Origin of the sequence: Kitasatospora sp. GP30, from assembly GCF_029892145.1 — a bacterium.
GTDB lineage: Bacteria > Actinomycetota > Actinomycetes > Streptomycetales > Streptomycetaceae > Kitasatospora > Kitasatospora acidiphila.
Genome location: NZ_JARZAH010000048.1, coordinates 32,260 through 57,646, shown reverse-complemented (window position 1 = coordinate 57,646; position 25,387 = coordinate 32,260). Strand labels below are relative to the sequence as shown.

Sequence of the window (25,387 nt, the reverse complement as noted above, 5' to 3'; positions counted from 1 at the left end):
CGGATGCTCGGAAACGGGCCAGTCCGGTTCGGAGGGAGGCCGAGCGGAAAAGGGCCTGCACCGGCAGGCACCTCGCCGCTCGGCCGACCCTACCCGCACCCTGCTCGACGAGTGGGCCTATGCCCGGCCCTACCGCAGCGAGCAGGAGCGACGTGACGCATTCCCTGCCTGGCTCCACACCTACAATCACCACCGCGGACACACCGCACTCAGGGGAAAGCCTCCCGTCAGCCGCGTCCCCAACCTCACGGGTCAGTACACCTAGCCGATCGCCCGAGCCGGTCGCCGTCTGACCGATCGTCATATTCCACTGGACGGCATATGCCGCTCACCGATATATATAGGCCCATGGTTGAACGCTCCATGCAGGAGCCCACGCTGCTCCTGCTCACCGCGCTGGCCGATGCCCCCCGGCACGGCTATGCCCTCATCCAGGAGATCGCCGCCATCTCCGCCGGCCGCGTCACGATGCGCACCGGAACCCTCTACGGGGCCCTGGAGCGGCTGCTCGGCCAGGGCCTGATTCGAGTCGAGAGCGAGGAGATCGTGGACGGCCGCGCCCGCCGCAGCTATGCGCTCACCGACTCCGGGCGGCAGGCGCTGGCCACCGAGGCCGACCGGCTGCGCGCCGTCGCCACCGAGGCGCAGCGGCGACTCTCGGTCCGTCCCCGCCCGCAGACCCGAGGAGCGTTCGCATCATGAGTGACCGCATGCTGCGCCTGGCGCTCCGACTGCACCCGGCCGCCTACCGGCGCGAGTGGGGCGGGGAGATCGAGGCGGTCTTCGCCGACACCACCGCCGGCGCGGGCCGCTGGGCCACCACTCGCGAACTGCTCGACCTGGCCGGGCACGGGATGCGCGGCCGGCTCGGTCTCGGCTCCGCAGGCCGTCCCGCCCGGATCGCGGCCATCGCGGCACCGTTCGCGGCCGGGGCGGCGACCGGTGCCACCCTCGTCAACCTCTATGTGACGTTCATTCGGGGGCTGATCTACGGCGGTCCGATCACGTGGCCGCTCGTACCCTGGGGACCGGCCGGCCATCACCCGCTTCGCATGGCGGGTGAGCTCGTGTGCCAGTTCAGCGAGTTGCTCTTCCTGGTGGCTGCGTTCGCGGCACTGTTCGGGCGCTGGTCGCTCAGCCGGCTGCTGGCGCCGTTCGCCGTGCTCACCGCGGTGGCGGGTTCCTCGATGCAGCTGCTGCCGATGCCCGGTCCGGTCGAGCGCCTGCCGATAGACCTGTTCGTGCTGGTGGGCCCGCAGACGATCTGGGCCGCGACCGTGTTCGCCGCTCCGCGTGACCTGCTCGGCCCGGCCAACTGGCGTCGCACCGTCGCGCTGTTCGCGGGCCTGCTGCTCGCGGGGCCGCTGCTCTACCAGTTCATGGTCGGCGAGCCCTTCACATCCATCTGGCTCTTTGTGGATCCGCAGTTGCTCCTCGCTGTTGTGGCTACCTTCGAGGTCGCCCTGGTCACCGCCGGGGCGCTGGCGCTGCGCTGGGATCGCCTCGGCCTGGCGGCAGCGGCGGTGGCCGGTCTGCCGGTCGGCGTACTGGGACTGCTCACCGTGGCGGCCCACCCCAACCCGATCGCCCTGACCGCGGCCGCGCTCACCCTCGGTGTGATGATCGCGGCCCTGCTGATCGGCCGACGCGGCCGGTCGACGGAGCGCGGGCCGAGCGCCCCGACGGCGATGGGCTGACACCGGGTCGCCTGATGAGGTGGCCAACCCTCTGAGAGAGTGGCACGGTAGCTTTTCGGGGCGCGCGGGTCAGCCTGCGCGCCCCTAAGGCATGCCCCTTCGCCCGACCTGGACGGTCCGCCGCCATGACCTCACCCGCCCGCCCGCGCCCCTGGGCCCGGGTCCGCCCCGTACTCGACGCCATCTGGGCCTACCCGCGCCGCTCTCCGCTGACCGTCGCCTATGTGTGCCTGCTGCTGGCCACCCACGCCTGGGTGGAGTACGGCATGACGGCCGACCGCTCAGCGGAACTGCTGCGCTACTTCAGCACCAACCTGGACAACCTGCACGACCATCCGGTGTCCGCGCTGCTCGGCAGCGCGCTGTTCTTCGACGGAACGCTCACCGATGTCACCTCGGTCGGTTTCGGGGGCACCTTCATCACCCTGGGGCTCGGCGTCTGCGGCTGCCTGGCCTGGGCGGAGCGGCGCTGGGGCGGGCTGCGGGCGGCCGGAATGTTCCTCCTGGGGCACATCGGGGCCACTCTGCTGACCGCCGTGGTGATCGCCGTGGCGCTGCGGCACGGCTGGTATCCGCCGAGCGTGCGGCAGGCCGACGACTACGGCATCAGCTACGGCGCGCAGAGCGTGATGGCGGCCGCGACGATCGGACTGCCGCGCTGGAGCCGGCTGCCGTGGGTGCTCTTCGTGCTCGCCTGGCCGTTCGGTGGCGGTGACGACTGGCCCGGGCCGCTACCGGAGTTCAGCACCATAGGCCATCTGCTGGCGGCGGCGCTGGGGTTCGCCCTGCTCGCGGTCGGGCCGGTGGCCAGGAGGTCGCGCGGCTGGCGTCCCGTGTGAGGTGCTCCCGGCGGCCGGTGGCGCTCCGAGTAGCCTTCTGTGACGGGAGAGAAGGTGGTGGGAGATTGCGTCGGGCCCCGAAATGCGCTAGTCACACTGAGCCGCGAGCCGCGAGCCGCGAGCCGCGAGCCGCGAGCCGCGAGCCGCGAGCCGCGAGCCGCGAGCCGCGAGCCGCGAGCCGCGAGCCGCGAGCCGCGAACGCCGCTGACGGGTTGTATGCGATCCTGTCGTCGGGTGGCGGAGGGTTGCGGTGATGTCCGATAGGCGGATCCTCGTCCCGGTCGGCCCGGAGGCCTGGCGGTGGCGAACGTTCAGCGGCGAGCGGACCCTGGTGGTCGCCGCGCGGACGGTCACGTCACTGGTCCGGGTCCTGGACGTGCTTCCGGCGGTCGTGCCCGACGACCCCCGGGTGGCCGTGGTCTTCGCCTACGATCCGTCATCGGCGTTCAACGACGGTGTGCTCGACCTGCTGCGGTCGCTCGGCTGCCGCACCCTCCCGTGGTCCCAACTGGCGGAGATCCAGCCCGATCTACTGCTCTCGGCGAGCGAGAACATCGGCGCCCCGGCCGGCGACTTCCCGCTGCTGATCCTGCCGCACGGCATCGGGTTCCAGAAGTTCGTCCCGGACTCGGCGAGTTCGAGCACCCGACTGTCGGGTCTGGTCGCCGATGAGCTGCTGACCGCCCGCCGGGCCTGGCTGGCCGTCTCGCACCCGGACCAGGAACGGCAGTTGGCGGCCAGCCACCCCAGCACGGTCGGGCGGACGGTGCTGGTCGGCGATCCCGTGCTGGACCGGCTGCGGGCCAGCCGGCGCTGGCGCGAGCGGTACCGCAGTGCCCTCGGCGTCGCGGGCAACCAGCGCCTGGTGGTGCTGAGTTCCACCTGGGGCTCCGGCTCACTGATCGGCACCCACCCCGATCTGCCGATGGACCTGCTCGCCCAGCTGCCCGCCGACGAGTTCCGGGTGGCGCTGGTACTGCACCCCAACGTCCCTTCGGCGCACGGCTCCTGGCAGGTGCGGGTGCTGCAGCAGAGCGCCGTCGAAGCCGGCCTGCTGCTGGTCGACCCGCTGGACGGGTGGCAGCAGGCCCTGGTGGCGTCCGACCTGGTGATCGGGGACCACGGCTCGGTGACGCTCTACGGCGCGGCGCTGGGCAAGCCCGTACTGCTGGCCGCGTTCGGCTCCGAGTCGGTGCCGGGGACGGCGGGATCGGCCCTGCGCGAGGCCGCCGACTGGCTGGAGACCAGCGCCCCGCTGCGCCCCCGACTCGAAGCCGCGCTGGCGGAGCACCGGCCGGACCGGCTGACCGGGATCACCGACCGGGCCTTCGCCGAACCGGGGATGGCACTGCCCAGGCTGCGCCAACTGGTCTACCGGCTGCTGGGCCTCGGCGAGCCCAAGGTCCCGACGCGCGGCACCCAGGCGTTCCCGTTGCCGCCGCAGATCCCGGCCCGGGTCACCTCGATGCTGGTGGCAACCACCGTGGCGGACACGGCCGATGGCGGGCTCCGGGTGGACGTCGAGCGCTTCCCGGCCCCGGTCGCCAACCGCGGCGAGGAGAGCGACGCCCGCTTCTGGCACCTCGCGAGCGACGTGGACGAGCCGGACACCGAGCTCAGCGAGAGCGCCTCGGTACTGCTCTGCGGCGACGCGGTGTTCGGCGCCGACACCGGGACGGCCCGAATCACCACCCTGCTGGCCGACTTCCCCGGCGCCCTACTGGCCGCGCTGCCCCTGGAGCACGGCTGCCTGGTCGGCTTGCGGGACGGCCGGGTCGTCGCGGTCGACCCCCTGGACGGCCCATCCCCGGACCCCGGCCTGGCAGCGGCAGCCGTCTACACCTGCCTGCGGACGGGCCGCGAGCCGGCGGAGATGGTGGTGACGCTCCGCTGCGGACCGCAGCAGCGGCGGGTCCGGCTGACCAGCTGAGGAGGGAGCGTCAGCCCACCAGCCCCCGATACCCGGCTCGCCGCGCGGGCCGGACGGCTGGCCCCGGTCGACCCGCGGACGCCCCGCTCCCGGCCCCGGCCGACAATCAGCGAGGCACGGCCGCGACGCCCCGCTGCGGACCGCAGCAGCCGCGGGTCCGGCTCACCGGCTGAGGAGAGAGCGTCAGCCCACCAGCCCCCGATACCCGGCTCGCCGCGCGGGCCGGACGGCTGGCCGCGGTCGACCCGTGGACGCCCCGCTCCCAGCCCCGGCCGACAATCAGCGAGGCACGGCCGCGACGCCCCGCTGCGGACCGCAGCAGCCGCGGGTCCGGCTCACCGGCTGAGGAGGGAGCGTCAGCCCGCGAGCCGGGCTCGGAGTTCTGCGGCGCGGGGGCTGCCGCCGGCCTGGTGGATCTCCAGGGCGCGTGACAGGCAGTCGCGGGCTTGCTCGGCGTCGTCCAGCACGTCGGCCAAGTCCTCCAGCGCCTGCGCCTCGTAGTGCCCCGCGCGCTGCTCGCGGAGTTCACCGGCAGCGGCGCTCAGGTCGGCCGCCGCACCGCTCCGGTCGCCCTGCCTGGCACGGACCCGCCCCAGGTCGGCCAGTGCCCGTGCGGCCATCCGCCGGTCGTGCAGGGCCAGGAAGGTGCGGCGGGCGGCCTCCAGGGCGGTCAGCGCGGTGTCGAGGTCGCCCGCCGCGGCCTGGGCGCAGCCGAGGAAATAGCCGGCCAGCGCCGCGCCGCGCTCCTCGTCGGCCTGGATGTTGAGGGCCAGTGAGCTGCGGTAGGCGGCGATCGCCCGTTGCGGGTCGTGGCGGTCCAGGTAGCGCCCGAGGAACTCCTGGACGGAGGCCTGGAGCGCCAGGTGCCCGGACTCGACGGCACGCCGCTCGGCGATCTCCAGTTGCTCCCGGGCCTGCTCGTCCCGGCCGAGGTCGAGCAGCGGGCGGGACAGCAGGCTGCGCAGCCGCGCTTCGGCGGCGGGCACGCCGTCCCGCGCGGCGGCATCGGCACCGAGTTCGGCCACCTCGCGCCAGTCGGCAAGGTGGCGGTGGTGCAGGAACAGCACGGTGAGGACTTCGGACAGCTGCCAGGTCTGCCGGTCGAGGCCGTAGCGGGCGGCGGCGCGCAGGGTGGCGAGCAGGTTGGGCCGCTCAGCCTCCAGCCAGGCGATGGCGTCCTGCGCGGGCGCGTCGGCCCCGGCGAACGGGGACTGGGCGACGGCGGCCGACACGTCTGCGACTCCGAGGACATCGGCGAGGTCGACGATCCGCAGCCGGTCGACTCGGACCGTGAGGTCGGCCAGTGCGGTGAGGGCCAGGTAGTGGCCGGTGGCGCGGGTGACGATCTGCCGTTCGGTGTCCGGCGGTTCGGCCTGGCGAGCGCCCTCCAGGGCGTGCAGTCGCACCAGGTCGTGCAGCCGGTAGCGGCCGTCCTCGGCCACGCCGAGCAGGCTCGCCGCCTCCAAGGTGTCCAGCAGCGGCTGTACTTGACGAGACGTCAGATCACTGGCGACAGCGGCCAGGGCGGCGTCGAAGCTGCGTCCGGGCAGGCAGCCGAGGGTGCGGTAGAGGGCGGCGGCGGGCGCGGGCAGGTCGCGGTAGGCGAGTTCGAGTGCTGCGGACACAGTGCGCTCCTCGTGGACGGAGGATACCAAGATGTGGCTCAACCTGCTCTGTTCGTCCGTGAGTTCGGCGACCAGGTCGGCGATGGTCAGACGCTGCCGGGTGTGCAGCCGAGCGGCGGCGATCCGCAGCGCGATCGGGAGTCCGCCGCACAACTCGGCCAGGCGGGCGGCGGCCTCGGGCTCGGCGTCGATGCGCCGTTGGCCGCCGAGGGTGCCGAGCAGGTGCAGCGCGCCCTCGGCGTCGAGGGTGTCCAGCGGCAGCAGGGCCGCGCCGTCGAGCGCGAGTTCGCCCAGTCGCCAGGTGCTGGTGGCCAGCAGCGCACTGCCCGCACCCTGTGGGACCAGGGGCCGGACCTGGGCGGGGTGGGTCACGTCGTCCAGCACCACCAGCATCCGGCGGTCGGCGGACATGGTCCGGAAGAGGGCGGTGCGTTCGGCCAGGCCTGCCGGCAGGTAGGACTCCTCGACGCCGAGGGCCCGCAGGCACATGGCCAGGGCTTCCGAGACATCGGCACCGGCGCCGCCCGCCCTGTCGCCACTGGCACCACTGCCGCTGCCGCGCAGGGCGGCGAAGTCGATGAAGAGTTGACCGCCGGGGAAGCGCCGCTGGTTGTGGTGGGCCCACTGGCAGGCGGTCGCGGTCTTGCCGACGCCGGGGAGGCCGCTGACCACGCCGACCGGGCAGTGCGCCGTGGCCTCGTCGTCCTCGATCAGCACCCCGTCGAGGTGGGCCAAGTCATGCCGGCGGTTGACGAATCGGCCGACCGGCCTGGGCACCTGGTCGGGCCGCCGGTCGGCGGGGCGGGGTGCCGGGGCCTGGTGGTAGTTGAAGGTGATGCCGCCGTGCACCTCCCGGGCCTGGACCACCGGGCCGTGGACCGTGCTGCCCGACAGGCTGTTGGACACGTCCCCGCGCTCCGGCCGGTCCGCTGTGCCGTCCATCGCCTCACCCCCGCCTCTCCGCCTTCGCGCCGACGCACGGCCGAACTCGCCGGCCGAGAGCCACCGTACTGGAAGCGACTGCCACGGGCATGGCACTGACACCGGTTGCGCCGCGCCGTCGGCCGGCCGTCACTCGCAGGTCCGCTCCGGCGCCTGGAAGGCGAAGCGGCCCAGGAGTTCGCGGAACTGGCGGCGCTCGCCCGGCTCCAGGCACGTCAGCAGCCGCTCCTCGGTCCGACTCGCCGCGGTCAGCACCTCCGCCAAGGCCGCCTCGCCCGCATCGGTGAGTTCCACTGCGTGCGCCCGGCGGTCGGTGGGGTGGGGTCGGCGGCGGACCAGGCCGCGGGACTCCAGGCTGTCGATGTAGCGGACCATCGCGGACTTGTCGGAGCCCACGCTGTCCATCAGTTGGCGCTGTGTCTGCGAACCGAGCAGGCCCAGGTTGATCAGTACCGCCGCGTACACGTTCTCCAGTTCCAGCGGGCGCAGTTCCTCGGCGAAGATCCGCGCGGCGCGCAGATGGGCGTGGCGCAGCGCCAGTCCAAGCGGAGCAGGGGGTGGTTGCTTCTCGGTCATAAGGACAGTATAGGATCACTCCGAGATTGTCTCATCTGAGACTATCTCTCTGGGGACTGAATTTCTGACAACACTCGGGGGTCGCAATGTCGCTCAACCCTGCCCCGCCGCGCTGGCCGCTGATCACCCTCCGGGTGACCGCGGGCCTCACCGCGCTGCTCGCACTCATCCAACCGATCCTGGCCGGCGGGTTCCTGCAGGGGTACTACCCGCTGCTCGACGCCCACCTGATGGCCGCCATGATCCTCGCCACCGCGGTGCTGCTCAGCGTCATCGCCGCCGTGCTCGCCTGGCGGCTGAGCGGGCTGCCGAACCGGACCGCCGTGCAGTACGGGATCCTGCTGCTCTGCTGCGTGGCGCAGATCAGCCTCGGATTCTCGCGTGTCCTGCTGATCCACATTCCGCTGGGCGTGGGCATCTTCGTGATGGCCGAGAAGTTCGCCGTCGAGGTCTTCCAGTTCAAGCCGGCGGCCGGCTCGGCGCCGGCCGCGGCTCCTGTCATGACCGCCGTGGCCGTCGGCGGGCCGGAGGCCGCGAAATGAGCGGCGGGCTGACGAGGCGTCAACTGCTGGGCGCCGGTGGCGCGGCGGCACTCGGGATCGGGGTGGCGGTCGGGGCCCCGCCGCTGCTGGGCATGCTGATTCCCGGCGGGCAGCCCGGTCTGCTGCTGAGCAGCAAGGTGCCGCTACCACCGCGCTACCAGGCCGAGTTGCCGATCCCCGCGGTCCTCCAGCCGGTCCGCAGCGACGCCACCACCGACTACTACGAGATCACCGCCCGCGCCGCGACGGCCCGGATCCTGCCCGGCCAGGACACCGAGGTCTGGGGCTACCAGGGCACCTTTCCCGGCCCGACCATCGAATCCCGCTCGGGGCGGCGCACCGTCGTCACCCACCGCAACGCGCTGCCGCACGCCACCGCCGTCCACCTGCACGGCGGCCACACCCCGCACGACAGCGACGGCTACCCGCTGGACCTGATCAGCCCGCAGGGCGGCGGCGACGCCATGGCGGGGATGAGCGGGATGGCGGGCATGCCCGGCATGAGCGGCGCCACCTTTCAGCCGCAGCGCGACTACACCTACCCGATGAACCAGCGGGCCGCGACGCTCTGGTACCACGACCACACCATGGGCTTCACCGGCCCGCAGGTGTACCGCGGCCTGGCCGGCTTCCATCTGGTCCGGGACGACGAGGAGGCCGCGCTCGGCCTGCCGCACGGCCCGCGCGAGCTGCCGCTGATGATCGCCGACCGCGCGTTCGCCGCCGACGGCTCCTTCGCCTACCCCGCGCTGGACGGCAACGAGGGCAAGCCGGGTGTGACGGACGCCTACATGAACGGCGTACTGGGTGACGTGATCCTGGTCAACGGCGCGCCCTGGCCGGTTGCCCGGGTGGACTGGGCCCGCTACCGGCTGCGGATGCTCAACGGCTCCAACGCGCGCCGCTACCGGCTGGCGCTCGACCCGCAGCCGCCGGGCGGCGGCGGCCTGCTGCAGATCGGCTCGGACGGCGGCCTGCTGGAGCGCCCAACGGCCCATGACGCACTGGAGTTGGCACCCGCCGAGCGCTTCGACGTGGTGGTCGACTTCGCCCGCTACCCGGCCGGGACCAGCGTGCGGCTGGTCAACCAGCTCGGCAGCGGCTCGACCAGTGAGGTGATGCGCTTCGACATCGGCAGCGGCGGCGGCGCGGACGACTCCCGGGTGCCGGCCAAGCTGTCCACCATCGAGCGCCTCGACCCGGCCAAGGCGGCGGCCACCCGCACCTTCGTCTTCCAGAAGTCCCAGAACAACTGGACCATCAACGGCGACGAGTACCGGCCCGGCCGCTCGCTGGCCTCGCCCAAGCTGGGCCAAGTGGAGATCTGGCGGTTCATCACCGACTTCCACCACCCCGTCCACATGCACCTGGACCCGTTCCAGGTGGTCGGCCGCAACGGCGCCGCGCCCGGCGCGTACGACGCCGGCTGGAAGGACACCGTGGACGTCCTCCCCGCCCAGGGTGTGGAGGTCGCCGTCCGGTTCACCGACTACGCGGGCCGGTTCCTGCTGCACTGCCACAACCTGGAGCACGAGGACATGGCGATGATGGCGGAGTTCACCACCGAGTGATCAGCACTGAATGATCACCACCAAGTGACCACCGCCGACTGATCGCCACTGGGTGATCACCACCGAGCAAGGCGGTTCCTCGGGTCCCCGGTTCGCCACCGGGGCCCGAGGGCGCGGCTCAGCTCGCGACGGCCGACAGCAGCGTCAGGTTGCCGGTCTGCCAGGCCTTGGTCATGGTCAAGCCGCCGATCCGCCAGCCCGCTTCACCGCGCAGCAGGCTGAACCGGTAGTGGCCGCCGAGGGTCCACATCGGCCCGTCGGCCACCCTGGCGAGCAGGTGGGTGGCCTGGAAGTCCGCGGTGACCTCGGCGGTGTCGCCGTCGAGGGTCACCAGGTGGTTGGTGAGCAGGTGCTGCGTGGCGTCGAGCGCCCCGAGCAGATCGCGCCAGGCGCTCACCAGGGTGTCGGCCGGCAGCTCGACCGGCTCGCCGCCGTTCAGGCTGGTGTAGTCCACCCGCACCTTCTCCGCGAAGACCCGGCTCCGCAGTTGCGCCCACTCGCGCTTGTCGGTGTGCCAGCACATCCGGGTGCAGGTCTCGACCACCGCGAGCCGGTCACGCAGGTCCTCGTCAATCATCGTGCCTCCCCGTCGTTGACGCCCCGATTGATGGCCGTGCCGCTCCGGTCGGTTCTTCCGGACCAGGGCGGCACCACGGCCAGCCGATGAGACATTCCGATCTCCAGATGTGATGGTGGTGATGATGGCGTAACGAACCGTCAGCCGATCGGTCACGCCGCTGCCGACAACCCGGGCACGGCTCCCCGACGCAGCCGTTCCCGACGCCGCCCCTCCCCCGAACAGGCGGCGACGTCAACGGCCGGGGTCACCCCGGGCGGATCGGCAGTTCAGCCCACGGACGCGACGCCGCCGGGTCTGCGCACGCCGAAGCCCTCCGGGCACCCATGGCACGCGGACCGGTTGGCGGCGGACTCGCCGACGGCGAGGCGGATCTCGTTCATCAGGGCAACCGTAAGTGGACGGACCGCATTTGGAAACACCGCTCCGTTCGACTGAGACCGTCCGGCACCCCGTGATCCGACGCCGTCCGCCACCGCGGCGGCACACTCCGTCACGCCCATCCCCGCCGCCACCAGCGGTTCCCGCGCGGATCGCCTCGGAGTTCGCCGAGCCTCGAACGGAACCTCCCAGCTGATTCCCAGGACTCGCACTTCGGCAGGTATGCGACCCATCTCGGCCCCGGACCACCTCCGCCCGGCCTCCGAGCCCGACCGCGGGGGCCATCTCGAAGCACAGCTTTCGAACAGCCAATCACTGCTTATCGCTTGATTCACTCATCCGAGTGAGTTTGATCGCATGTGATCCCGTGCCGCCTGTCCAGACCCGGATCCGCCGATTCGAACACGTTCATGAAGACCGGGAGCGGTCGCAATAATCTCCGTGGCAGACATTCGCAGGCCGCATCGATCAGCCCAACGTCCTTTGCGAGCAAGACATCTGACGCCTGCTCAGACCCACCCATGTCTGACGCCTGTTCAGCTCCAGACCACGACCCCAGGATCAGGATCGGGACCAGCCATGACCACCGAGACCAGCCAGCAAAGCCCGCAGAGCCTCAGCACCGCCGCCGCCAGGAACCTGGCCACCACCACCAAGACCGTGCCGCAGATGCTCGGGATCACCCCGCGCTACCTGCTCCGCGCGCTGCCCTGGGTGGAGCTGGAGGCCGGCGTCTATCGGGTCAACCGCCGCCGGGGCTTCATCCTCGGCGACGGGCTGATCAGCACCAGCACCGACGGCAACGGAAACCCCCGGGTGATCGCCGAGGACCTGCGCGAGATCGGCTTCCTCAGCCAGCTGGACAGCCCGCTGCTCAGCACCCTGGCGCAGGGATTCGTCCAGCGCGAGGTGGCGCCCGGCGAGCTGATCGTGGACGCCGGCGCCCCCGCCGCGCAGCTGCACATCATCGCCGACGGCCGGGCCGAGAAGCGCGCCACCGGTGAGTACGGGCAGGACGCCCTGGTGGCCGTCCTCGGCGACGGCGACTTCTTCGACGCCACCGCGTGGGCGACCGACACGGCGCTGGACTACCGGGTCAAGGCCGTCACCGCGTGTACCGTACTGACCCTTGACCGCCGGATGCTCCTCGAACTCGCCAACCGCGAGCCCTCGTTGCGCGCCCAGCTGGACGCCCTCGGCAGCGACGGCCAGGCACCGGCCGACCGCGAGGACCCGATCGACCTCAGCTCCGGCCACACCGGCGAGCCCTTCCTGCCGCACACCTTCGTGGACTACGAGGACAGCCCCCGCGAGTACGAGTTGGGCGTCGCGCAGACCGTCCTCAAGGTGCACACCCGGGTCTCGGACATCTACAACGCCTCGATCGACCAGCTGCAGACCCAGCTGCGGCTGACCGCCGAGGCGCTGCGCGAGCGCCAGGAGTGGGAGATGCTCAACCACCCCGAGTTCGGGCTGCTCAACAACATCGTGGCGAGCCAGCGGGTGCGCACCCGCACCGGCGCACCGACCCCGGACGACCTGGACGAGCTGCTCACCCGGGTCTGGAAGCAGCCCGCGTTCTTCCTGGCCCACCCGAAGGCCATCGCCGCCTTCGGCCGCGAGTGCACCCGGCGCGGGGTGCCGCCGCAGGTCGTGGAGCTCTTCGGCAGCCCGTTCATGACCTGGCGCGGGGTGCCGCTGCTGCCCTCCGACAAGCTGGACCTCAAGGGCTCGGCCGGCGCGGCGCCCGGCACCACCAACATCCTGCTGATGCGGGTCGGCGAGGACCAGCAGGGCGTGGTCGGCCTGCGTCCGGCGAAGGTGCCGGACGAGGTGGAGCCGGGCCTGGCGGTGCGTCCGATGGGCACCGACCGCCAGGCCATCACCTCGTACCTGATGACCGGCTACTTCTCGACGGCGGCGCTGGTGGACGACGCCATCGGGGTGCTCCAGAACGTCGAGGTGTCGAACTACCATGACTACTCCTGACGGCTTCTCGGCGATCGGCCTCGACGGCCACTCGGCCGGATCGCCGAATCCGCTCGCGGCGCTGTTCGCACCGCTCTCACCACCCGGGCTGCCGAGCCCGGCTCCGGCGGCGGCCAACTCGCCTTCGGTAGCCCCGTCCGCCTCGCCTTCGGCAGCGCCCGCAGCGCCCGACTCGGCCGCGGCGGCGCCGATCGCGCCGCCCGGATCCTCGCCATCGGCAGCGTCCCCGGCACCCTCCGGAGCGCCGAACTCGGCCGCGGCGGCGCCGGTCTCGCCGTCCGCGCCGCCCGCCTCGCCGAGCGGGCTGCTGATGCCGGGCGGCATGGCCGGGCTGCCGGCCGCGACGCTGCCCGCCGCGCTCGCCCACACGGTGACCGGCGGACGGTACTGGCTGCCGCCGCAGTCCCCGCCGGCCACCCCGGCGATGCCCGCACCGCCACCCGGCGGCTTCGATGTCGAGGCGGTGCGCCGGGAGTTCCCGCAGCTGCACCGGGAGGTGAACGGCCGCCCGCTGGTCTGGCTGGACAACGGGGCCACCACCCTGAAGCCCCGTCAGGTGACCGAGGCGGTCAGCGAGCACTACGCGATGGACACCTCCAATGTGCACCGCGGCGCGCACACCCTCGCCAAGCAGGCCACCCAGGTCTACGAGGAGGGCCGGGAGGAGGCCGCCAAGCTGCTCGGCACCCAGGACACCGGCGAGATCGTCTTCGTCCGGGGCGCCACCGAGGCCGTCAACCTGGTGGCACAGACCTGGGGTCGGGCCAACCTCGGGGTCGGCGACGAGATCCTGGTGTCGGCCGCCGAGCACCACTCCAACCTGGTGCCCTGGCAGTTGATCGCCAAGGAGCGCCGAGCCCGGGTCAAGCCGATCCCGCTGCTCCCCGACGGGCAGTTGGACCAGGACGCCTACCGAGACCTGCTGAGCTCCAAGACCAAGCTGGTGGCGCTCACCCACGCCTCCAACGTCCTGGGCACGGTGCCGCCGGTGGCGGAGATGACCGCGCTGGCCCACCGCTACGGCGCCCGGGTACTGGTCGACGGCGCCCAGGCGGTGAGCCACTTCCCGGTGGACGTCGGTGAGTTGGACGCCGACTTCTACGCCTTCTCCGGGCACAAGGTGTTCGCGCCGACCGGGATCGGCGTGCTGTTCGGCAAGCGCGAGGTCCTGGAGGCCATGCCCCCGTGGCAGGGCGGCGGCAACATGATCGACTCGGTGAGCTTCGAGGAGACCACGTACGCCCCGCTGCCGCACCGGCTGGAGGCGGGCACCGGCCACATCGCCGGCGTCGCCGGCCTGCGGGCGGCGCTGCGCTACCTCGGCGGACTGGACCGGGAGGCCGCCACGGCCCACGAGGAGCAGCTCACCCAGTACGCCATGGGTGCGCTGGCGACCGTGCCCGGGCTGCGGCTGATCGGCACGGCGCCGGGGAAGATCGGAGTGCTCACCTTCCTGATGGACGGTGCCGACCCGATGGCCCTGGCCGGGATGCTCGATCAGCAGGGCATCGCGGTCCGGGCCGGACACCACTGTGCGCAGCCGGCGTTGGCCGCGTACGGCGTCACCAGCGCGGTGCGGGCGTCGCTCGCGCTGTACAACACCGTGCAGGACGTCGACGCCCTGGTGGCCGCGCTCCAGGGGGCGGCCGCCTCCTGCACCGGGTAGGCGGGTAACCGGGTAACCGGCGCGTGGTGTGGCTGTCGTCTCGCTCGGGGAGCCGACAGCCACACCATGCGTTTCATGACGGCCGTCGGCCCCAGGCGGAGCACAGCGCGATGTAGAGGTCGAAGACGTCAGGGTCGTCGAGGTCCGCGACAGTGCGGGCGAGTTGCTCCTCGGTCGCCCGGCCGGTGGCGAGCACATCGGAACGGACCCGGGCCATGCTGAGGCGGAGGAACCCGGCCAGCGCGCCCTGCCCGCGGAGCGTCGGGACGTACGCCTGGAGGCCGATGCCGGTCAGCCCCCTGGCCTGGAGCGGCTGCGGCAGCCCGCGGGGCCAGCCGAGGTCCGTCCCCACCAGGCCGCCGAGCGCGGCGGCGAAGGCGGCCGTCGCCGCCCGGTAGTACGGGCGGGGCGAGCAGACGGGTCACGCCGTCCTCGTCATCGGTGATGCTGGTGCCCTCGGCCGACCGGGCCCAGAAGCCCGGCCGCGCCGGGATCTCGTGGCGGCTCGCGGTACGGATCCTGATCTCGCTCATCCGACCTGCCTACCAGGACCGGTACGACCGGTACAGGCAATTCCGGTTGCTGGACGGCGAGTCGACGAGCCAGGCTCACCCAGGTCGGTTCACGACGGGAGCGGTGCGCGCACCGGCGCGGTCAGCGCCACGCCCCGGCCGCCGCGGCCGCCGCCGCGAACGCCTCGAAGCTGCGGGCCGGACGCCCGAGCGCCTCCGCCACGCCGTCGGCGACCGCGCCCCCGTGCCCGTCCCGTACCGCCACCAGCAGGCCGGTGAGAAAGCGCGCGACCGGTTCCGGGACCCCGAAGGAGAGCTGCTGCCGGACGAACTCCTCAGGGGTGACGTCGACATGGCGAACGGTACGACCGCTGGCGCGCCCGATGACGTCCGCCGCCTCTCCGAAGCTGAGCGCCCGCGGGCCCGTCAGGTAGTAGATCCGGCCGGCGTGCTTCTCCTCGGTGAGCGCCGCCGCGGCGACGTCCGCGATGTCCTCGGCGTCCACGAACGGCGTGCGGCCGTCTCCGGTCGGCAGTGCCAGCCTGCCGTCGAGGATGGCGAGGCGCCAGAAGCTCTCGCTGAAGTTCTGCGCGAACCAGTCCGGTCGCAGGATCGTCCAATCGGCGCCGCAGGTGCGCACGGTCTGCTCAACTGCCTTGAGGGGGTTGCTGTCGTCTGCCTCACCAACTCCGTTGCCCGACAGCAGCACCACCCGCCGCACGCCGGCGGCGGCCGCGGCGGTCACGAACCCGCGAACACCTGCCTGGGGGTCGGGGTTCACCGCCATGTCGGGCTTCAGCACGTACACGGCTCCGACGCCGTCGAGTGCGGGCGCCCAAGTGCCGGGGTTGTCGAGGTCGAACGGAACGTCAGCACCGGTGCGGGAAGCGGTCCGGACCGGCAGGCCGGCGGCGGTCAGACGGCGGGCGATGCGGCGACCGGTCGTGCCGGTGCCACCGAGAATGAGGATCTTTTCCATGCCTCCAGCGAACACCTCAGCCCCCTGGACGATCCATGGGAGATCGTCGCCCATCCATGTGTGATCGTCTACCGTTGACCGCCATGGACGTGCTGAGCGATCTGCTCCACCGGGCCCGGGCCAGGAACGCGGTGATCAGGCAGCTGATCCAGCGGCCGCCGTGGTCGCTGACCTACGCCGACGCACCCGCGCTCACGGTGGTGGCCACGCTCGGCGGGCAGGCGTCGATCCGCCTCGACGACCACCCGAGCGCCGCCGCCCCCGTGCAGCTCACGGCCGGTGACATCGCGCTGATCAGCCGAGCCGGCCGGTACACGGTCGCCGACGACCCGGCCACCCCTGCGCAACTCGTCATCCACGGCAACGGCCGGAAGCAGATCGTCGGCGACGGCCCGGCGGTGACGGCCGCCCTGCGGAACCCGGCCCCGCGCACCTACGGTGACGGCCTGCCAGGCGCCACGGTGCTGCTCCGGGGCACGTACGACCTCCACGGCACCGTGGGCGAGCGTCTGTTGGACATGCTCCCGCCGCTCGCCGTGATGCCGGCCGGCCCCCGGACCCTGGCGGTGCTGGAGCTGCTCACCACCGAGGCCGCCCGTGACGAGCCCGGCCAGGACGCCGTCGTGCGCCAACTGCTCGACCTGGTACTGGTGATCACCCTGCGCGCCTGGTTCGCCTGCCACGGCACCGCGCAACCCGGCTGGTACCGCGCGCTGGCCGACCCCGCGATCGGCCGGGCCCTGCGGATGCTGCACGAGGATCCGGCCCGCCGCTGGACGGTCGCCGGGCTGGCCACCGGAGTCGGCCTGTCCCGCGCCGCCTTCGCCGCACGCTTCGCCCAACTGGTGGGCGAACCGCCGCTGGGCTACCTGACCGCCTGGCGGATGACCCTGGCGGCGGATCTGCTCCGGGACGCCGACACGACCATCGCCGCCGTGGCCCACGAGGTCGGCTACGCGGACGCGTTCGCGTTCAGCGCGGCGTTCAAGCGGGCCCGGGGCGTCAGTCCATCGGCCTGGCGGCAGGTGAACTGAACCGGGAATACCCGCACGCCGGTTGAGCTTGCGCTGGCGTTATGCCCATCCGGATGGGAGCAGAGATGGCGACGTTCGTGCTGGTGCCCGGTGGTTGGCACGGCGGATGGTACTTCCAGGGCCTGGCCCGGCAACTGCGGCCGGCCGGCCATGAGGCCGTGCCCGTCACGCTGACCGGCCTTGGCGACCGCGCTCATCTGGCCACCGCCGCAACCAACTTGGACACGCACATTCAGGACGTGCTCGCGCTGCTGACCGCTGAGCGCATCACCGACGCGGTGCTGGTGGGGCACAGCTACGGCGGCATGGTGATCACGGGCGTCGCCGACCGCGCCCCCGAAGCATCGAAGGCATGGTCTACAGCGATGCCTACGTCCCGGCCGACGGGGAGTCCTGCTGGGATCTGGCCGGCTACGGGTTCCGCGGGCTGTTCCTGGAAGCCGCCGCCGCGGACGGCTACTTGGTCCGGCCGCCCGCCGGCCTCGACCCGCGCACGACCGCCCAACCGCTCGCCTCGTTCCTCCAGCGGATCACCCTGTCCGGTGGCCTGCCCGACGTCCGCCGTGACTACGTCTACCTCTCCGCGTGGGAGGGCACGCCGTTCACCGCCCTCTACCAGCGACTGCGCGAGGACCCGACCTGGCGGGTGCATCAACTCGCCACCGGCCACAACGTGATGGGCGAGGCTCGGGAGCAGCTGCTTCGCATCCTGCTGGACAGCCTCAAGGCGAGCTGATCCATGTCCCCCGCAGCACGTCGGTAAATGCCTTGGGCGCTGCGAGAGGTGCGTCTACTGTGGCCGCCGTGAACACTCAGGTCATCGTGCTCAACGGCGGTTCCAGCTCCGGCAAGTCCGGGATCTCCAAGTGCCTGCAGGCGGTGCTGCCGGTGCCGTTCCTGGCCGTCAGCATCGACTCGTTCGTCGACTCGATGCCCGCCTCCCTGCAGTCCTCGGACGCCGGCATCGAGGTCGCCGCGGACGGCGGGGTGGCGGTCGGCGAGGAGTTCCGCCGGCTGGAGGCGGCCTGGATGGCAGGCGTCGCCGCGACGGTCCGGGCAGGCGCCCGGGTCGTCATCGATGACGTGTTCCTCGGTGGGGCGGCGTCCCAGCAGCGTTGGCGGCAGGCGCTCGACGGGCTCGACGTGCTGTGGGTCGGGGTGCGGTGCGACCCCCAGGTCGCCGCCGGCCGGGAGCTCGTCCGGGGCGACCGGGCCAGCGGGATGGCCGCGTCACAGGCGGCGGTGGTGCACCGGGGCGTGGTCTACGACCTGGAGGTGGACACCACGCACACCGAAGCCCTGCAGTGCGCGCGGACGATCGCCGCCGCGCTCACCGACTGATCACCCGACCGACTGATCACCCGACTGGCTGCTCGGCGGGCGCCTCGGCCACCAAGGCGTTGTACCAGTGCTGGGTGTCGGCGTACTCACGCATGCCGGCGATGCGGCCCTCGCGAACGGTGAAGACACCGCTGTTCTTCTGCTGGTACGGCCGACCGGTGCGGCCGGTGGCCCAGGAGTCCCACTCGACGAAGACCTGGTCACCCTCGCCGAACAGGTTGGTGACCCGCAGGCCGACCTCGCGGTCCGGGTCGAGGTGGGCGAAGGCGGTGGCGAGGAATCCGTTGATCACCTGGTCCCGACCCTGCCAGAGACCGGAGATCGGCAGCTCCCCGGCGTACCAGCAACTGCCGTCCTCGGCCCAGGAGTCCTCGACGGCCTGCTGGTCGCCCGCCGCCAGCGCGGCGAAGTAGCGGCGCACGACGTCCTTGGGCTGGGTGCTGGTCATGAGGGGTTCCACCTTTCCTGGCTGCTTGGCTTGACTCAGAGTCAACCGGAAACCGAAGCCGTGACCCAGACGCAATCCGCACCGGCCAGCTATCACGAATCGTGATCGCCGCCCTCGGCCGCAGGCCCTGAAGTACCGAGCGGCACACCTGGACCCCGTTCGTCCTGGACGACACCGTCGTCCAGGTCTCCTGACCGCTCGCCGAACCGGACGGGCCGGTTGCCTCCACTCGGGAGGGCAACCGGCCCGGCCGCGCCACTGTCACACCCGCTCCTATGCTGCTGAGCACCCCACTGGCTTCGAAACGAACGGCGCAACACAATGGGTGGCCGCCCTGGAGTCCGACCGCCTGCCGTTCCCGGTCCGCGCGGCCGGCAACTGCACGGTGCTCTACCGCGACGGGCAGCCCGCGCTGATCGGCTACTGGGGCTGTACCGCGGACTGACGCCACTGGCTCTGCTGGTCAGGCGAGTTGAGCACTGAGCTGCTCGCCCAGCTCGCGGAACCCCAGCGCGGCGGCGACCCGACGCGACGCGGGCACCCGCGCCCGCCACTGCGGCAGCAGGCCGGCCGCCAGGGCGTGGGCCGCGGCGGCCGAGCCGGTCAGTCGGGCGAGTCCGCGGCGGCGCGACGCGGGTGCGGTCAGCACGCTGATGTGCGCGGTCCGGCCCGGCCAGGAGCGGTACCCGGCGGCGGCGATCACCTCACCGCCCGCATGGACGACGAACGCGGGCGAGGTGATCTCGAAGAGGCCCGCCTCCGCGGTGTCATCCGCACCGGCGGCCTGCTCCAGTGCCCGCAACCGCGGATCCGCGCCGGGCAGTTGTCGGACCACCAGCGGACCCGGCGCAGCTGGACGGAAGCCGTCCGCCGACAGGTAGGCCAGCGCCGCCGGGCCGAGCACCCGGTTCGTCGGCACGTGCTCACACACGGCGTCACCGACCGCCCCCGCCGGAACCCCGCGCAGGGCGTCCCGCAGCAGTGCGGCCAGGCGCTGATCGGGCGCGGTCACGATCGCCGAGCCGCCGATGGACACGGCCCCGATCCAACCGGCCGGGCAGAGGCCCGAGTTCGGCGATACCACGACGTTCACGCTGCCCGCCGGCCCGAACGACACCGGCACCGACGCCAGGCCCTCCCACACGGCGCGGGCCCTCGTCACCAGGGGATCGGTCACGTCCATCGAATCCATCTCCATGTCCGGATCCTGGCAGCCGCACACCGGACCGGCACGCGATTATCGCCTTGGGCCGGCGAACTCACCTGGTACCACCGGATCCTGATGCCTCATGACAGGCCGGCGCCGCGGCCCGGCCGGCCACCAGAGCCCCCGGCCGAGCAGTGCCGCCAGGGCCGGCACCAGCACCGTGGAGAGCAGGAACGCCGACAGCAGGATCCCCAGTGCCGTGGCGAACCCGACCTGCTGGGTGGACGGCTGCGGGGTGACCGCGAGGCTGCCGAAGGAGCCGGCCAGCACCACGCCCGCCGTCGCGATGGCCGGCGCGGTGTGCCGTACGGCGCGGGCCACCGCCGCCCGGGCCGGGCCGGGGTGTTCCATCTCCTCGCGGATCCGGTCGCTGATCAGGATGTTGTAGTCGGTGCCCAGCGCCACCACGAAGAGGAAGAGCACCAGCGGCAGGGTGAAGATGACGCCGGGGCGGTGCATGCCGTGCTGGAACACCAGTGCCGCCGCGCCCAGCGTGGCCGCGAAGCCCAGCCCCACGCAGAGCATCAGGATCACCGGGGCGAGCACGCTGCGCAGCAGCATCAGCAGGATCAGTCCGATCAGCACGGCCGCCACCGGGAAGACCAGGCGGAGATCGTGGTCGACGGCGGTGGACACATCGGCGAACACGGCCGCGGTGCCTCCGACATGCGCGGTGGTGCCGGGCGGTGTGTGCTGGGCCACCGCCGCGCGCACCGGCCCGGACACCAGCTCGCGGGCCTGCTGGGACTGCGAGTCGGCGGTCAGGAAGAGGTCGATCCGGGCCGCCTGCCCGCTCTGGCTGAGCACCGGCTCGGCGACCCGCCCGACGCCCTTGACCTGGCCGAGGTCGCGCGCCAGTCCGTCCAGCACCACGGTGTCGAGTCGGCCGCCGCCAACGGCCTGGAGGTAGACGGTGGTCGGGTCCGAGGTGCCGGCGGGCAGCGCGTGGGCGATCTCGGCCGCCGTGCGCTGGGCCTCGGTGCGGGTGCCGGTGCTGCTGCCGAGCCCGTAGTCCATGGAGATGCCGGCCAGTCCGGTGGCCAGCACGCCCAGGATGGCGAGGCAGCCGAGCACCATGCCCACGGGCCGCCGTGCCACGGCGGCACCGAACCGGGCCACGGCTCCCTCGCGAGGGGCGCGCCGCAGCGCTCGCGAGGGCCAGAACAGCTTGCGTCCGCAGGCCGCCAGCAGGGCCGGCATCAGGGTGAGGCCGGCCAGCAGCATCACCAGCACCGACACCGCGATGGCCGGGCCGAGCACCCGGAACTGCCCGAAGCTGGCGATCCCCAGGGTGGCGAAGGCGGCGACGATGGTCAGCGCGGCCGAGGTGACGGCGGTGCCCACCCGGCCGCTGACCTCGGCGGCGACGGTGCGGTGGTGGCGGTCGGGGGCGGCCCGCAGTTGCTCGCGGAACCGGAACATCATGAAGAGGAGGTAGTCGATGCCGATGCCGAGCAGCACCACGTTGATCAGGCTGGGCACCGACGGGTCCAGCTTGATGCCGGTGAGCTGCGCGGTGCCGACCACCGCGCCGGCGGCCGCACCGCCGACCACGGTCACCGCGAGCAGCGGTACCAGTGCGGCGAGCACGCTGCGGAACACCAGGATGTGGATCAGCACGATCAGCCCGGTCATGCAGGCGGAGGCGATGGTGGTCAGGTTGTGGTCGGCGGCGTCGGTGTCGAGCTGGTCGGCGAGCGCACCGGTGAAGCCGGTCCGCAGGCCGATGGCGGCGAAGTCGGTCCTGGCGCTGGTGCGGAACGCCTTGAAGGTGTTCTGCAGGCCGGGGTCGGCGGAGTTGCCGTTCAGGTTGACCGTGAGCAGCGCGAAGGTGCCGTCCGGCGCCGGCACCGTGGTGCCGATCTGCGGGATCTGCGAGTAGTCCTTCTGCCAAGGGTCCTTGGCCTTGGGCATGGTGACCTTGGTCTGGCCCAACTGCCGGGTCCGGTCGTCGATGTGCTGCCGGTCGGCGGCGGAGAGCGGCTTGCCGTCGGTGCGGGCGACCAGCACGGTCACCGGGTTGGCGTCCGCCTTGGTGCCGAACTGGTCCGTGGCGATCCGCATCGCGGCGGCCGAGTCATAGCTGCTGGGCAGGAAGTCGGCCGTGTCGGTCTGGGTCACCCGGAAGATCATCGCCTGGCCGACGACGGCCAGTGCGATCCCGAGGACCGCCCAGACGGCGATCACCTTCCATGGGTTTCTGGTGGCGAACCCGGTCAGGGCACGGATCACAACGTCCTCCATCAGCAAGCCTGTTGTCCCGGGGTCCCCCGGCCTGCTTCCAGACCACCACCCGGAAACGGCCTTCTCCTCCGAGCCGCGAATGAGATCGGCGCCGGGACCGGGGTCCACCCGACGCCCCCGCCTAGGACCCTGGTCCTGGTTCCGAATCAGCTCCCCGTCCCGCAGGCACGCCGTCAGCCGATGTGAGAATGGATCAAGAACGGCTCACCGAACGGCTCACCGCGTGGTTCGCAGAGCGGTTCACGAACGATCAGCACCGCGCCCGGCCCGAGCGGCCGGGACGCCCGACCGCAAGGAGAGCAGGCCCGGATGCCGACGCGCCGACCGACCACAGCGCGCCCGCCAGGAGTCGACGCCTGGCCCTGGTCCCGCACCGACGCACTGGTGGCGGCCGGAGCGGCCACGCTGGACCTGCTCGGCTACACCGTCGGCGGGCTGGACCGCGATCCACCGGTCACGGCCATGGGGCTACTGCTCTTCGTGGTCGCCGCGCTGCCGTTGCTCGGTCAGCGCCGCCGCCCGGTGGCCGCGCTGACCGGCACCCTGACCCTGAACCTGCTGCTGGACCTCGCCGTGCCGGTCCCCCACCACTTCGGCTGCTCCGCCTCGGTCGCCCTGTTCACCGTGGCCCGCACCCAGCGGGCCCGGGTGATCACGGTCGCTGCCCTGGCCACCGCCGGAGTGACGCTGGTCGACTACGGCCCGAACATGGACATGTCTTCCGCGCGCGTGACGAGCTCCGTGATCGCTGCTGCCCTCGTAGTTGCCGCCGGATTCGGATTCAACCACTGGCAGCGCCAGTTGGAGACCAACCGCACCTTGCTGGCCGACCAGGCGCTGGCCCAGGAGCGCCGCCGGATCGCACGCGAGCTGCACGACATCGTGGCCCACCACCTCACCACCATGCAGCTGATGGCCGGCGGGGCGCGGGCCAACCTGGGCGGTGACGTCGAGGTGGTGCGGGACGCCCTGGTCACCCTGGAGGAGTCCGGGCGGCTGGCGCTGCGCGAGATGCGCCAACTGCTCGATGTGCTGCGGGCCGACGACGAGCCGGCCGGCAAGCCCGCGGCGGCGGCTCCGGACGCACCGCAGCCCGGCGTCGGCGAGCTGCAGCGGATCGTCGACGACTCCCGGCAGGCGGGGCTGCCCACCGAGTTCAGTGTGCGCGGTACCGAGCGTCCGCTGCCGCCGGTCACCGGGCTGACGGTGTTCCGGATCGTGCAGGAGGCGCTCACCAACGCCCGCAAGCACGCCGGTGGGGCCCACGCGCGGGTGGAGCTGACGTACCACCAGGACCGGGTCACCGTGACGGTGCGTGACAACGGCTCGGGTACGGACGCCCCGTCCAGCGGTCGGCGCGGCGGCTACGGCCTGATCGGCATGCGGGAACGGGTCGCCCTGCACGGCGGCACCTTGGACGTCGGCGGACTGGACGGCGGCGGCTTCCAGGTGGCCGCCACCTTGCCGCTGGCGGCGCACATCGGAGAGGAACGACAGGGATGACCCAGGCTCAGGAACCGATGATGACCCAGGCTCAGGAACCGATCAGGGTGCTGCTCGCCGACGACCAGCCGCTGGTCCGCCGCGGGCTGGCGCTGATCCTGGCTCCCGACCCGGCGTTCACGGTGGTGGCCGAGGCGGCGGACGGCGCCGAGGCCGTGGCGCTCGCGCACCGGCACCGCCCGCACGTGGTGGTGATGGACATCAGGATGCCGGGCCTGGACGGTGTGGCGGCGACCGAGCGGCTGGCCCGGGAGCTCCCCGAGTGCCGGGTGCTGGCGTTGAGCACCTTCGACGTGGACGAGCTCGTGGTGGCCGCCCTGCGCGCCGGGGCCTACGGGTTCCTGCCCAAGGACGTCTCCCCGGAGGAGCTGCTCGCCGCGCTGCGCACCGTGCACACCGGTGAGGCCGCCGTGGCGCCGCGGCTGCTGACCCGGCTGATCTCCACCTTCGTGACCGCGCCCGCCCCGCCGCGGCCGACCGTGCCCGAGGCCCCGCCGCCGGGCGAGCTGACCGCCCGTGAGGTGCAGGTCTGGCAGCTGCTCGCCACCGGTCTGGACAACACCGAGATCTCCGGGACGCTGGAGATCAGCGTCTCCACAGTGAAGAACCACATCACCAGCATCTTCGGCAAGTTGAACGTCCGGGACCGCGCGCAGGCGGTGATCGCGGCCTATGAGTCGGGGCTGGTGCGGGCCGGAGACTGCTGACGATCCGTCACACTTCCGGTTGGGTCAGACCTGCCAACTCGGCCAACCGGCGCAGGGAGTCAATCTGCTGCTCCGGGTCGAAGGCGGCGGTGGTGACCATGATCTCGTCGGCGCCGGTCTCCGCGACCAGCTGGTCCAGCTGGTCGCGGACCTCCGCCTCGACGCCGTAGAGGTGGCCGCGCTGCGCCTTCTCGAACACCTCGCGCTGACGGGTGGTCAGCTCCGTCTCCACCATCCGCTGCGGGGACGGCAGCGGCGGGAAGGTGCCCTGGGTGCGAGCGTGGGCGAGCGCCCAGGCCTCGGCGGCGAGGATCTGCCGGGCCTGCTCGGTGGTCGGAGCCACGGCGATCGGTGCGGCGACGATCACATAGGGCCGCTCGCGCCACTGCGAGGGGCGGAACGCGGCCCGGTACTCGTCGATGACCGTGATCATGCGGGACCGGTTCTGCAGGCCGCCGACCACCACCGGCAGCCCGGCTTCCGCGGCCACCTGCCCGCCCTCGCCGAGCGCCAGCACGAACGGCGGCACGGGCAGCCCGTCGGCGGGCTGGGCCCGCACCCCCGGGTAGCGGTCGGTGCCGCCGCCCAGCCACTCCAGCAGCTCGGCCAGCTGGTCCGGGAAGTCCTCGGCGTCCCGCAGCGGGTGGCCGAGCGCCTGCTGGATGCCCCGGGTGAACCCGACCGAGCGGCCGAGGCCGAGGTCGATCCGGCCGGGGAAGAGCGCGCCCAGCACGGCGAACTGCTCGGCGACCACCAGCGGCCGGTGGTTGGGCAGCATCACCCCGCCCGTGCCGACCCGGATCCGGCTGGTCGCCGAGGCGACGGCGGCCACCAGCACGGTGGGCGCCGAGCCGGCGATCCCGGGTACGGAGTGGTGCTCGGCCACCCAGAAGCGGTGGTAACCGAGCCGCTCCGCCTGCGCGGCCAGCGCCACCGTGCCGCGCAGCGCCTGGGCGGCGCTACCGCCCTCGGGGATGCAGGCCCGGTCCAGTAGTGAGAGCTTCAAGGTCGCGTCCACAACAGGCAGCGTACAAAACCGGGTGATCACACCTGGCCCGTTCACCACTTCAGGCGCAT

At 72.4% G+C, this 25,387-nt stretch carries 22 protein-coding genes and 2 pseudogenes; 15 read left to right on the top strand and 9 right to left on the bottom strand.

The annotated features are described in order from the left end of the window. Window positions 1-94 precede the first annotated feature (94 nt). From P3T35_RS36210 to P3T35_RS36190, 5 genes and pseudogenes are all read left to right on the top strand, one after another. Window positions 95-265: pseudogene (locus P3T35_RS36210) on the top strand (integrase core domain-containing protein); the annotation flags it as partial. A gap of 83 nt (window positions 266-348) precedes the next feature. Continuing rightward, window positions 349-702: a PadR family transcriptional regulator gene (locus P3T35_RS36205; RefSeq protein ID WP_101378455.1), complete on the top strand. Its 354-nt coding sequence runs from the start codon at window positions 349-351 to the stop codon at window positions 700-702. Beyond that, window positions 699-1,697: a hypothetical protein gene (locus P3T35_RS36200; RefSeq protein ID WP_101378456.1), complete on the top strand. Its 999-nt coding sequence runs from the start codon at window positions 699-701 to the stop codon at window positions 1,695-1,697. Before P3T35_RS36205 ends, P3T35_RS36200 begins: the two co-directional genes overlap by 4 nt. A gap of 125 nt (window positions 1,698-1,822) precedes the next feature. Then, window positions 1,823-2,536: a rhomboid-like protein gene (locus P3T35_RS36195; protein WP_180356257.1), complete on the top strand. Its 714-nt coding sequence runs from the start codon at window positions 1,823-1,825 to the stop codon at window positions 2,534-2,536. A 253-nt stretch (window positions 2,537-2,789) separates the two neighbouring features. After that, window positions 2,790-4,466, top strand: a complete 1,677-nt coding sequence (locus P3T35_RS36190; RefSeq protein ID WP_280709286.1) for a hypothetical protein — start codon at window positions 2,790-2,792, stop codon at window positions 4,464-4,466. 356 nt (window positions 4,467-4,822) lie between these two features. Here P3T35_RS36190 and P3T35_RS36185 read toward each other — a convergent pair whose 3' ends face one another. Then, window positions 4,823-7,033 (bottom strand): NB-ARC domain-containing protein, encoded by a 2,211-nt coding sequence (locus P3T35_RS36185; protein WP_101378458.1) that lies wholly within the window; start codon window positions 7,031-7,033, stop codon window positions 4,823-4,825. A gap of 129 nt (window positions 7,034-7,162) precedes the next feature. After that, window positions 7,163-7,609: a MarR family transcriptional regulator gene (locus P3T35_RS36180; RefSeq protein ID WP_101378459.1), complete on the bottom strand. Its 447-nt coding sequence runs from the start codon at window positions 7,607-7,609 to the stop codon at window positions 7,163-7,165. 86 nt (window positions 7,610-7,695) lie between these two features. On the opposite strand from P3T35_RS36180, the gene P3T35_RS36175 reads away from it, so the two are divergent. Both P3T35_RS36175 and P3T35_RS36170 read left to right on the top strand, forming a co-directional pair. Beyond that, window positions 7,696-8,151, top strand: a complete 456-nt coding sequence (locus tag P3T35_RS36175; protein ID WP_101378460.1) for a hypothetical protein — start codon at window positions 7,696-7,698, stop codon at window positions 8,149-8,151. Further along, a complete protein-coding gene (locus P3T35_RS36170; protein ID WP_180356258.1) occupies window positions 8,148-9,722 on the top strand; it encodes a multicopper oxidase domain-containing protein in 1,575 nt (524 codons plus the stop codon). Before P3T35_RS36175 ends, P3T35_RS36170 begins: the two co-directional genes overlap by 4 nt. A 118-nt stretch (window positions 9,723-9,840) precedes the next feature. Here the strand turns inward: P3T35_RS36170 and P3T35_RS36165 are convergent, their stop codons facing one another. Continuing rightward, the gene (locus P3T35_RS36165; protein WP_101378461.1) at window positions 9,841-10,299 is read right to left on the bottom strand and encodes a nuclear transport factor 2 family protein; all 459 of its coding nucleotides are present in this window, start codon (window positions 10,297-10,299) and stop codon (window positions 9,841-9,843) included. Window positions 10,300-11,259: 960 nt separating this feature from the next. On the opposite strand from P3T35_RS36165, the gene P3T35_RS36160 reads away from it, so the two are divergent. Both P3T35_RS36160 and P3T35_RS36155 read left to right on the top strand, forming a co-directional pair. Then, window positions 11,260-12,669 (top strand): family 2B encapsulin nanocompartment shell protein, encoded by a 1,410-nt coding sequence (locus P3T35_RS36160; protein WP_101378462.1) that lies wholly within the window; start codon window positions 11,260-11,262, stop codon window positions 12,667-12,669. Further along, a complete protein-coding gene (locus tag P3T35_RS36155) occupies window positions 12,656-14,335 on the top strand; it encodes a cysteine desulfurase (protein WP_101378463.1) in 1,680 nt (559 codons plus the stop codon). The genes P3T35_RS36160 and P3T35_RS36155 overlap by 14 nt, the downstream gene beginning before the upstream one ends. 73 nt (window positions 14,336-14,408) lie before the next feature. Here the strand turns inward: P3T35_RS36155 and P3T35_RS36150 are convergent, their stop codons facing one another. Both P3T35_RS36150 and P3T35_RS36145 read right to left on the bottom strand, forming a co-directional pair. Further along, window positions 14,409-14,687 carry a hypothetical protein gene (locus P3T35_RS36150; RefSeq protein ID WP_180356259.1) on the bottom strand — a complete coding sequence of 93 codons (279 nt, stop codon included), beginning with the start codon at window positions 14,685-14,687 and terminating at the stop codon, window positions 14,409-14,411. A 302-nt stretch (window positions 14,688-14,989) separates the two neighbouring features. Next, a complete protein-coding gene (locus P3T35_RS36145) occupies window positions 14,990-15,826 on the bottom strand; it encodes an NAD(P)H-binding protein (RefSeq protein ID WP_101378464.1) in 837 nt (278 codons plus the stop codon). A gap of 83 nt (window positions 15,827-15,909) precedes the next feature. Between P3T35_RS36145 and P3T35_RS36140 the strand changes: the two genes are divergently transcribed. The 4 genes and pseudogenes from P3T35_RS36140 to cpt all read left to right on the top strand — a co-directional run bounded on the left by P3T35_RS36140 (window position 15,910) and on the right by cpt (window position 18,201). Continuing rightward, the gene (locus P3T35_RS36140; RefSeq protein WP_101384759.1) at window positions 15,910-16,860 is read left to right on the top strand and encodes an AraC family transcriptional regulator; all 951 of its coding nucleotides are present in this window, start codon (window positions 15,910-15,912) and stop codon (window positions 16,858-16,860) included. Between the two features lie 41 nt (window positions 16,861-16,901). Next, window positions 16,902-17,156: pseudogene (locus P3T35_RS40500) on the top strand (alpha/beta fold hydrolase); the annotation flags it as partial. 56 nt (window positions 17,157-17,212) lie between these two features. Further along, window positions 17,213-17,596: a hypothetical protein gene (locus tag P3T35_RS40495; RefSeq protein WP_348533452.1), complete on the top strand. Its 384-nt coding sequence runs from the start codon at window positions 17,213-17,215 to the stop codon at window positions 17,594-17,596. A 68-nt stretch (window positions 17,597-17,664) separates the two neighbouring features. After that, window positions 17,665-18,201, top strand: coding sequence for a chloramphenicol phosphotransferase CPT (gene cpt / locus P3T35_RS36130; protein WP_101384760.1), 537 nt, complete (start codon window positions 17,665-17,667; stop codon window positions 18,199-18,201). A gap of 16 nt (window positions 18,202-18,217) precedes the next feature. Here the strand turns inward: cpt and P3T35_RS36125 are convergent, their stop codons facing one another. The 3 genes from P3T35_RS36125 to P3T35_RS36115 all read right to left on the bottom strand — a co-directional run bounded on the left by P3T35_RS36125 (window position 18,218) and on the right by P3T35_RS36115 (window position 22,088). After that, window positions 18,218-18,649 (bottom strand): nuclear transport factor 2 family protein, encoded by a 432-nt coding sequence (locus tag P3T35_RS36125; RefSeq protein WP_101378466.1) that lies wholly within the window; start codon window positions 18,647-18,649, stop codon window positions 18,218-18,220. 463 nt (window positions 18,650-19,112) lie between these two features. Beyond that, entirely contained in the window at window positions 19,113-19,847 is a 735-nt protein-coding gene (locus P3T35_RS36120) for a GNAT family N-acetyltransferase (RefSeq protein ID WP_280709278.1), read from the bottom strand. 39 nt (window positions 19,848-19,886) lie between these two features. Next, entirely contained in the window at window positions 19,887-22,088 is a 2,202-nt protein-coding gene (locus P3T35_RS36115; RefSeq protein ID WP_101384762.1) for an MMPL family transporter, read from the bottom strand. 321 nt (window positions 22,089-22,409) lie between these two features. Here P3T35_RS36115 and P3T35_RS36110 point away from each other — a divergent pair, with 321 nt between their 5' ends. Both P3T35_RS36110 and P3T35_RS36105 read left to right on the top strand, forming a co-directional pair. Further along, complete coding sequence (locus P3T35_RS36110; protein ID WP_101378467.1) at window positions 22,410-23,603, top strand: sensor histidine kinase; 1,194 nt, start codon at window positions 22,410-22,412, stop codon at window positions 23,601-23,603. Further along, window positions 23,600-24,310 carry a response regulator transcription factor gene (locus P3T35_RS36105; protein ID WP_280709274.1) on the top strand — a complete coding sequence of 237 codons (711 nt, stop codon included), beginning with the start codon at window positions 23,600-23,602 and terminating at the stop codon, window positions 24,308-24,310. The genes P3T35_RS36110 and P3T35_RS36105 overlap by 4 nt, the downstream gene beginning before the upstream one ends. A 7-nt stretch (window positions 24,311-24,317) precedes the next feature. Here P3T35_RS36105 and P3T35_RS36100 read toward each other — a convergent pair whose 3' ends face one another. Beyond that, complete coding sequence (locus P3T35_RS36100) at window positions 24,318-25,328, bottom strand: LLM class flavin-dependent oxidoreductase (RefSeq protein ID WP_101378468.1); 1,011 nt, start codon at window positions 25,326-25,328, stop codon at window positions 24,318-24,320. Window positions 25,329-25,387 lie beyond the last annotated feature (59 nt).

Excerpts from the sequence above, each read along its gene's own strand:
- P3T35_RS36190 (WP_280709286.1), top strand. The coding sequence starts at position 2,790 with ATGTCCGATAGGCGGATCCTCGTCCCGGTCGGCCCGGAGGCCTGGCGG.
- P3T35_RS36165 (WP_101378461.1), bottom strand. The coding sequence starts at position 10,299 with ATGATTGACGAGGACCTGCGTGACCGGCTCGCGGTGGTCGAGACCTGC.
- P3T35_RS36180 (WP_101378459.1), bottom strand. The coding sequence starts at position 7,609 with ATGACCGAGAAGCAACCACCCCCTGCTCCGCTTGGACTGGCGCTGCGC.
- P3T35_RS36175 (WP_101378460.1), top strand. The coding sequence starts at position 7,696 with ATGTCGCTCAACCCTGCCCCGCCGCGCTGGCCGCTGATCACCCTCCGG.
- P3T35_RS36170 (WP_180356258.1), top strand. The coding sequence starts at position 8,148 with ATGAGCGGCGGGCTGACGAGGCGTCAACTGCTGGGCGCCGGTGGCGCG.
- P3T35_RS36205 (WP_101378455.1), top strand. The coding sequence starts at position 349 with ATGGTTGAACGCTCCATGCAGGAGCCCACGCTGCTCCTGCTCACCGCG.
- P3T35_RS36145 (WP_101378464.1), bottom strand. The coding sequence starts at position 15,826 with ATGGAAAAGATCCTCATTCTCGGTGGCACCGGCACGACCGGTCGCCGC.
- P3T35_RS36200 (WP_101378456.1), top strand. The coding sequence starts at position 699 with ATGAGTGACCGCATGCTGCGCCTGGCGCTCCGACTGCACCCGGCCGCC.
- P3T35_RS36140 (WP_101384759.1), top strand. The coding sequence starts at position 15,910 with ATGGACGTGCTGAGCGATCTGCTCCACCGGGCCCGGGCCAGGAACGCG.
- P3T35_RS36185 (WP_101378458.1), bottom strand. The coding sequence starts at position 7,033 with ATGGACGGCACAGCGGACCGGCCGGAGCGCGGGGACGTGTCCAACAGC.
- P3T35_RS36195 (WP_180356257.1), top strand. The coding sequence starts at position 1,823 with ATGACCTCACCCGCCCGCCCGCGCCCCTGGGCCCGGGTCCGCCCCGTA.
- P3T35_RS40495 (WP_348533452.1), top strand. The coding sequence starts at position 17,213 with ATGGTCTACAGCGATGCCTACGTCCCGGCCGACGGGGAGTCCTGCTGG.
- P3T35_RS36155 (WP_101378463.1), top strand. The coding sequence starts at position 12,656 with ATGACTACTCCTGACGGCTTCTCGGCGATCGGCCTCGACGGCCACTCG.
- P3T35_RS36105 (WP_280709274.1), top strand. The coding sequence starts at position 23,600 with ATGACCCAGGCTCAGGAACCGATGATGACCCAGGCTCAGGAACCGATC.
- P3T35_RS36120 (WP_280709278.1), bottom strand. The coding sequence starts at position 19,847 with ATGGAGATGGATTCGATGGACGTGACCGATCCCCTGGTGACGAGGGCC.
- P3T35_RS36160 (WP_101378462.1), top strand. The coding sequence starts at position 11,260 with ATGACCACCGAGACCAGCCAGCAAAGCCCGCAGAGCCTCAGCACCGCC.
- P3T35_RS36125 (WP_101378466.1), bottom strand. The coding sequence starts at position 18,649 with ATGACCAGCACCCAGCCCAAGGACGTCGTGCGCCGCTACTTCGCCGCG.
- P3T35_RS36110 (WP_101378467.1), top strand. The coding sequence starts at position 22,410 with ATGCCGACGCGCCGACCGACCACAGCGCGCCCGCCAGGAGTCGACGCC.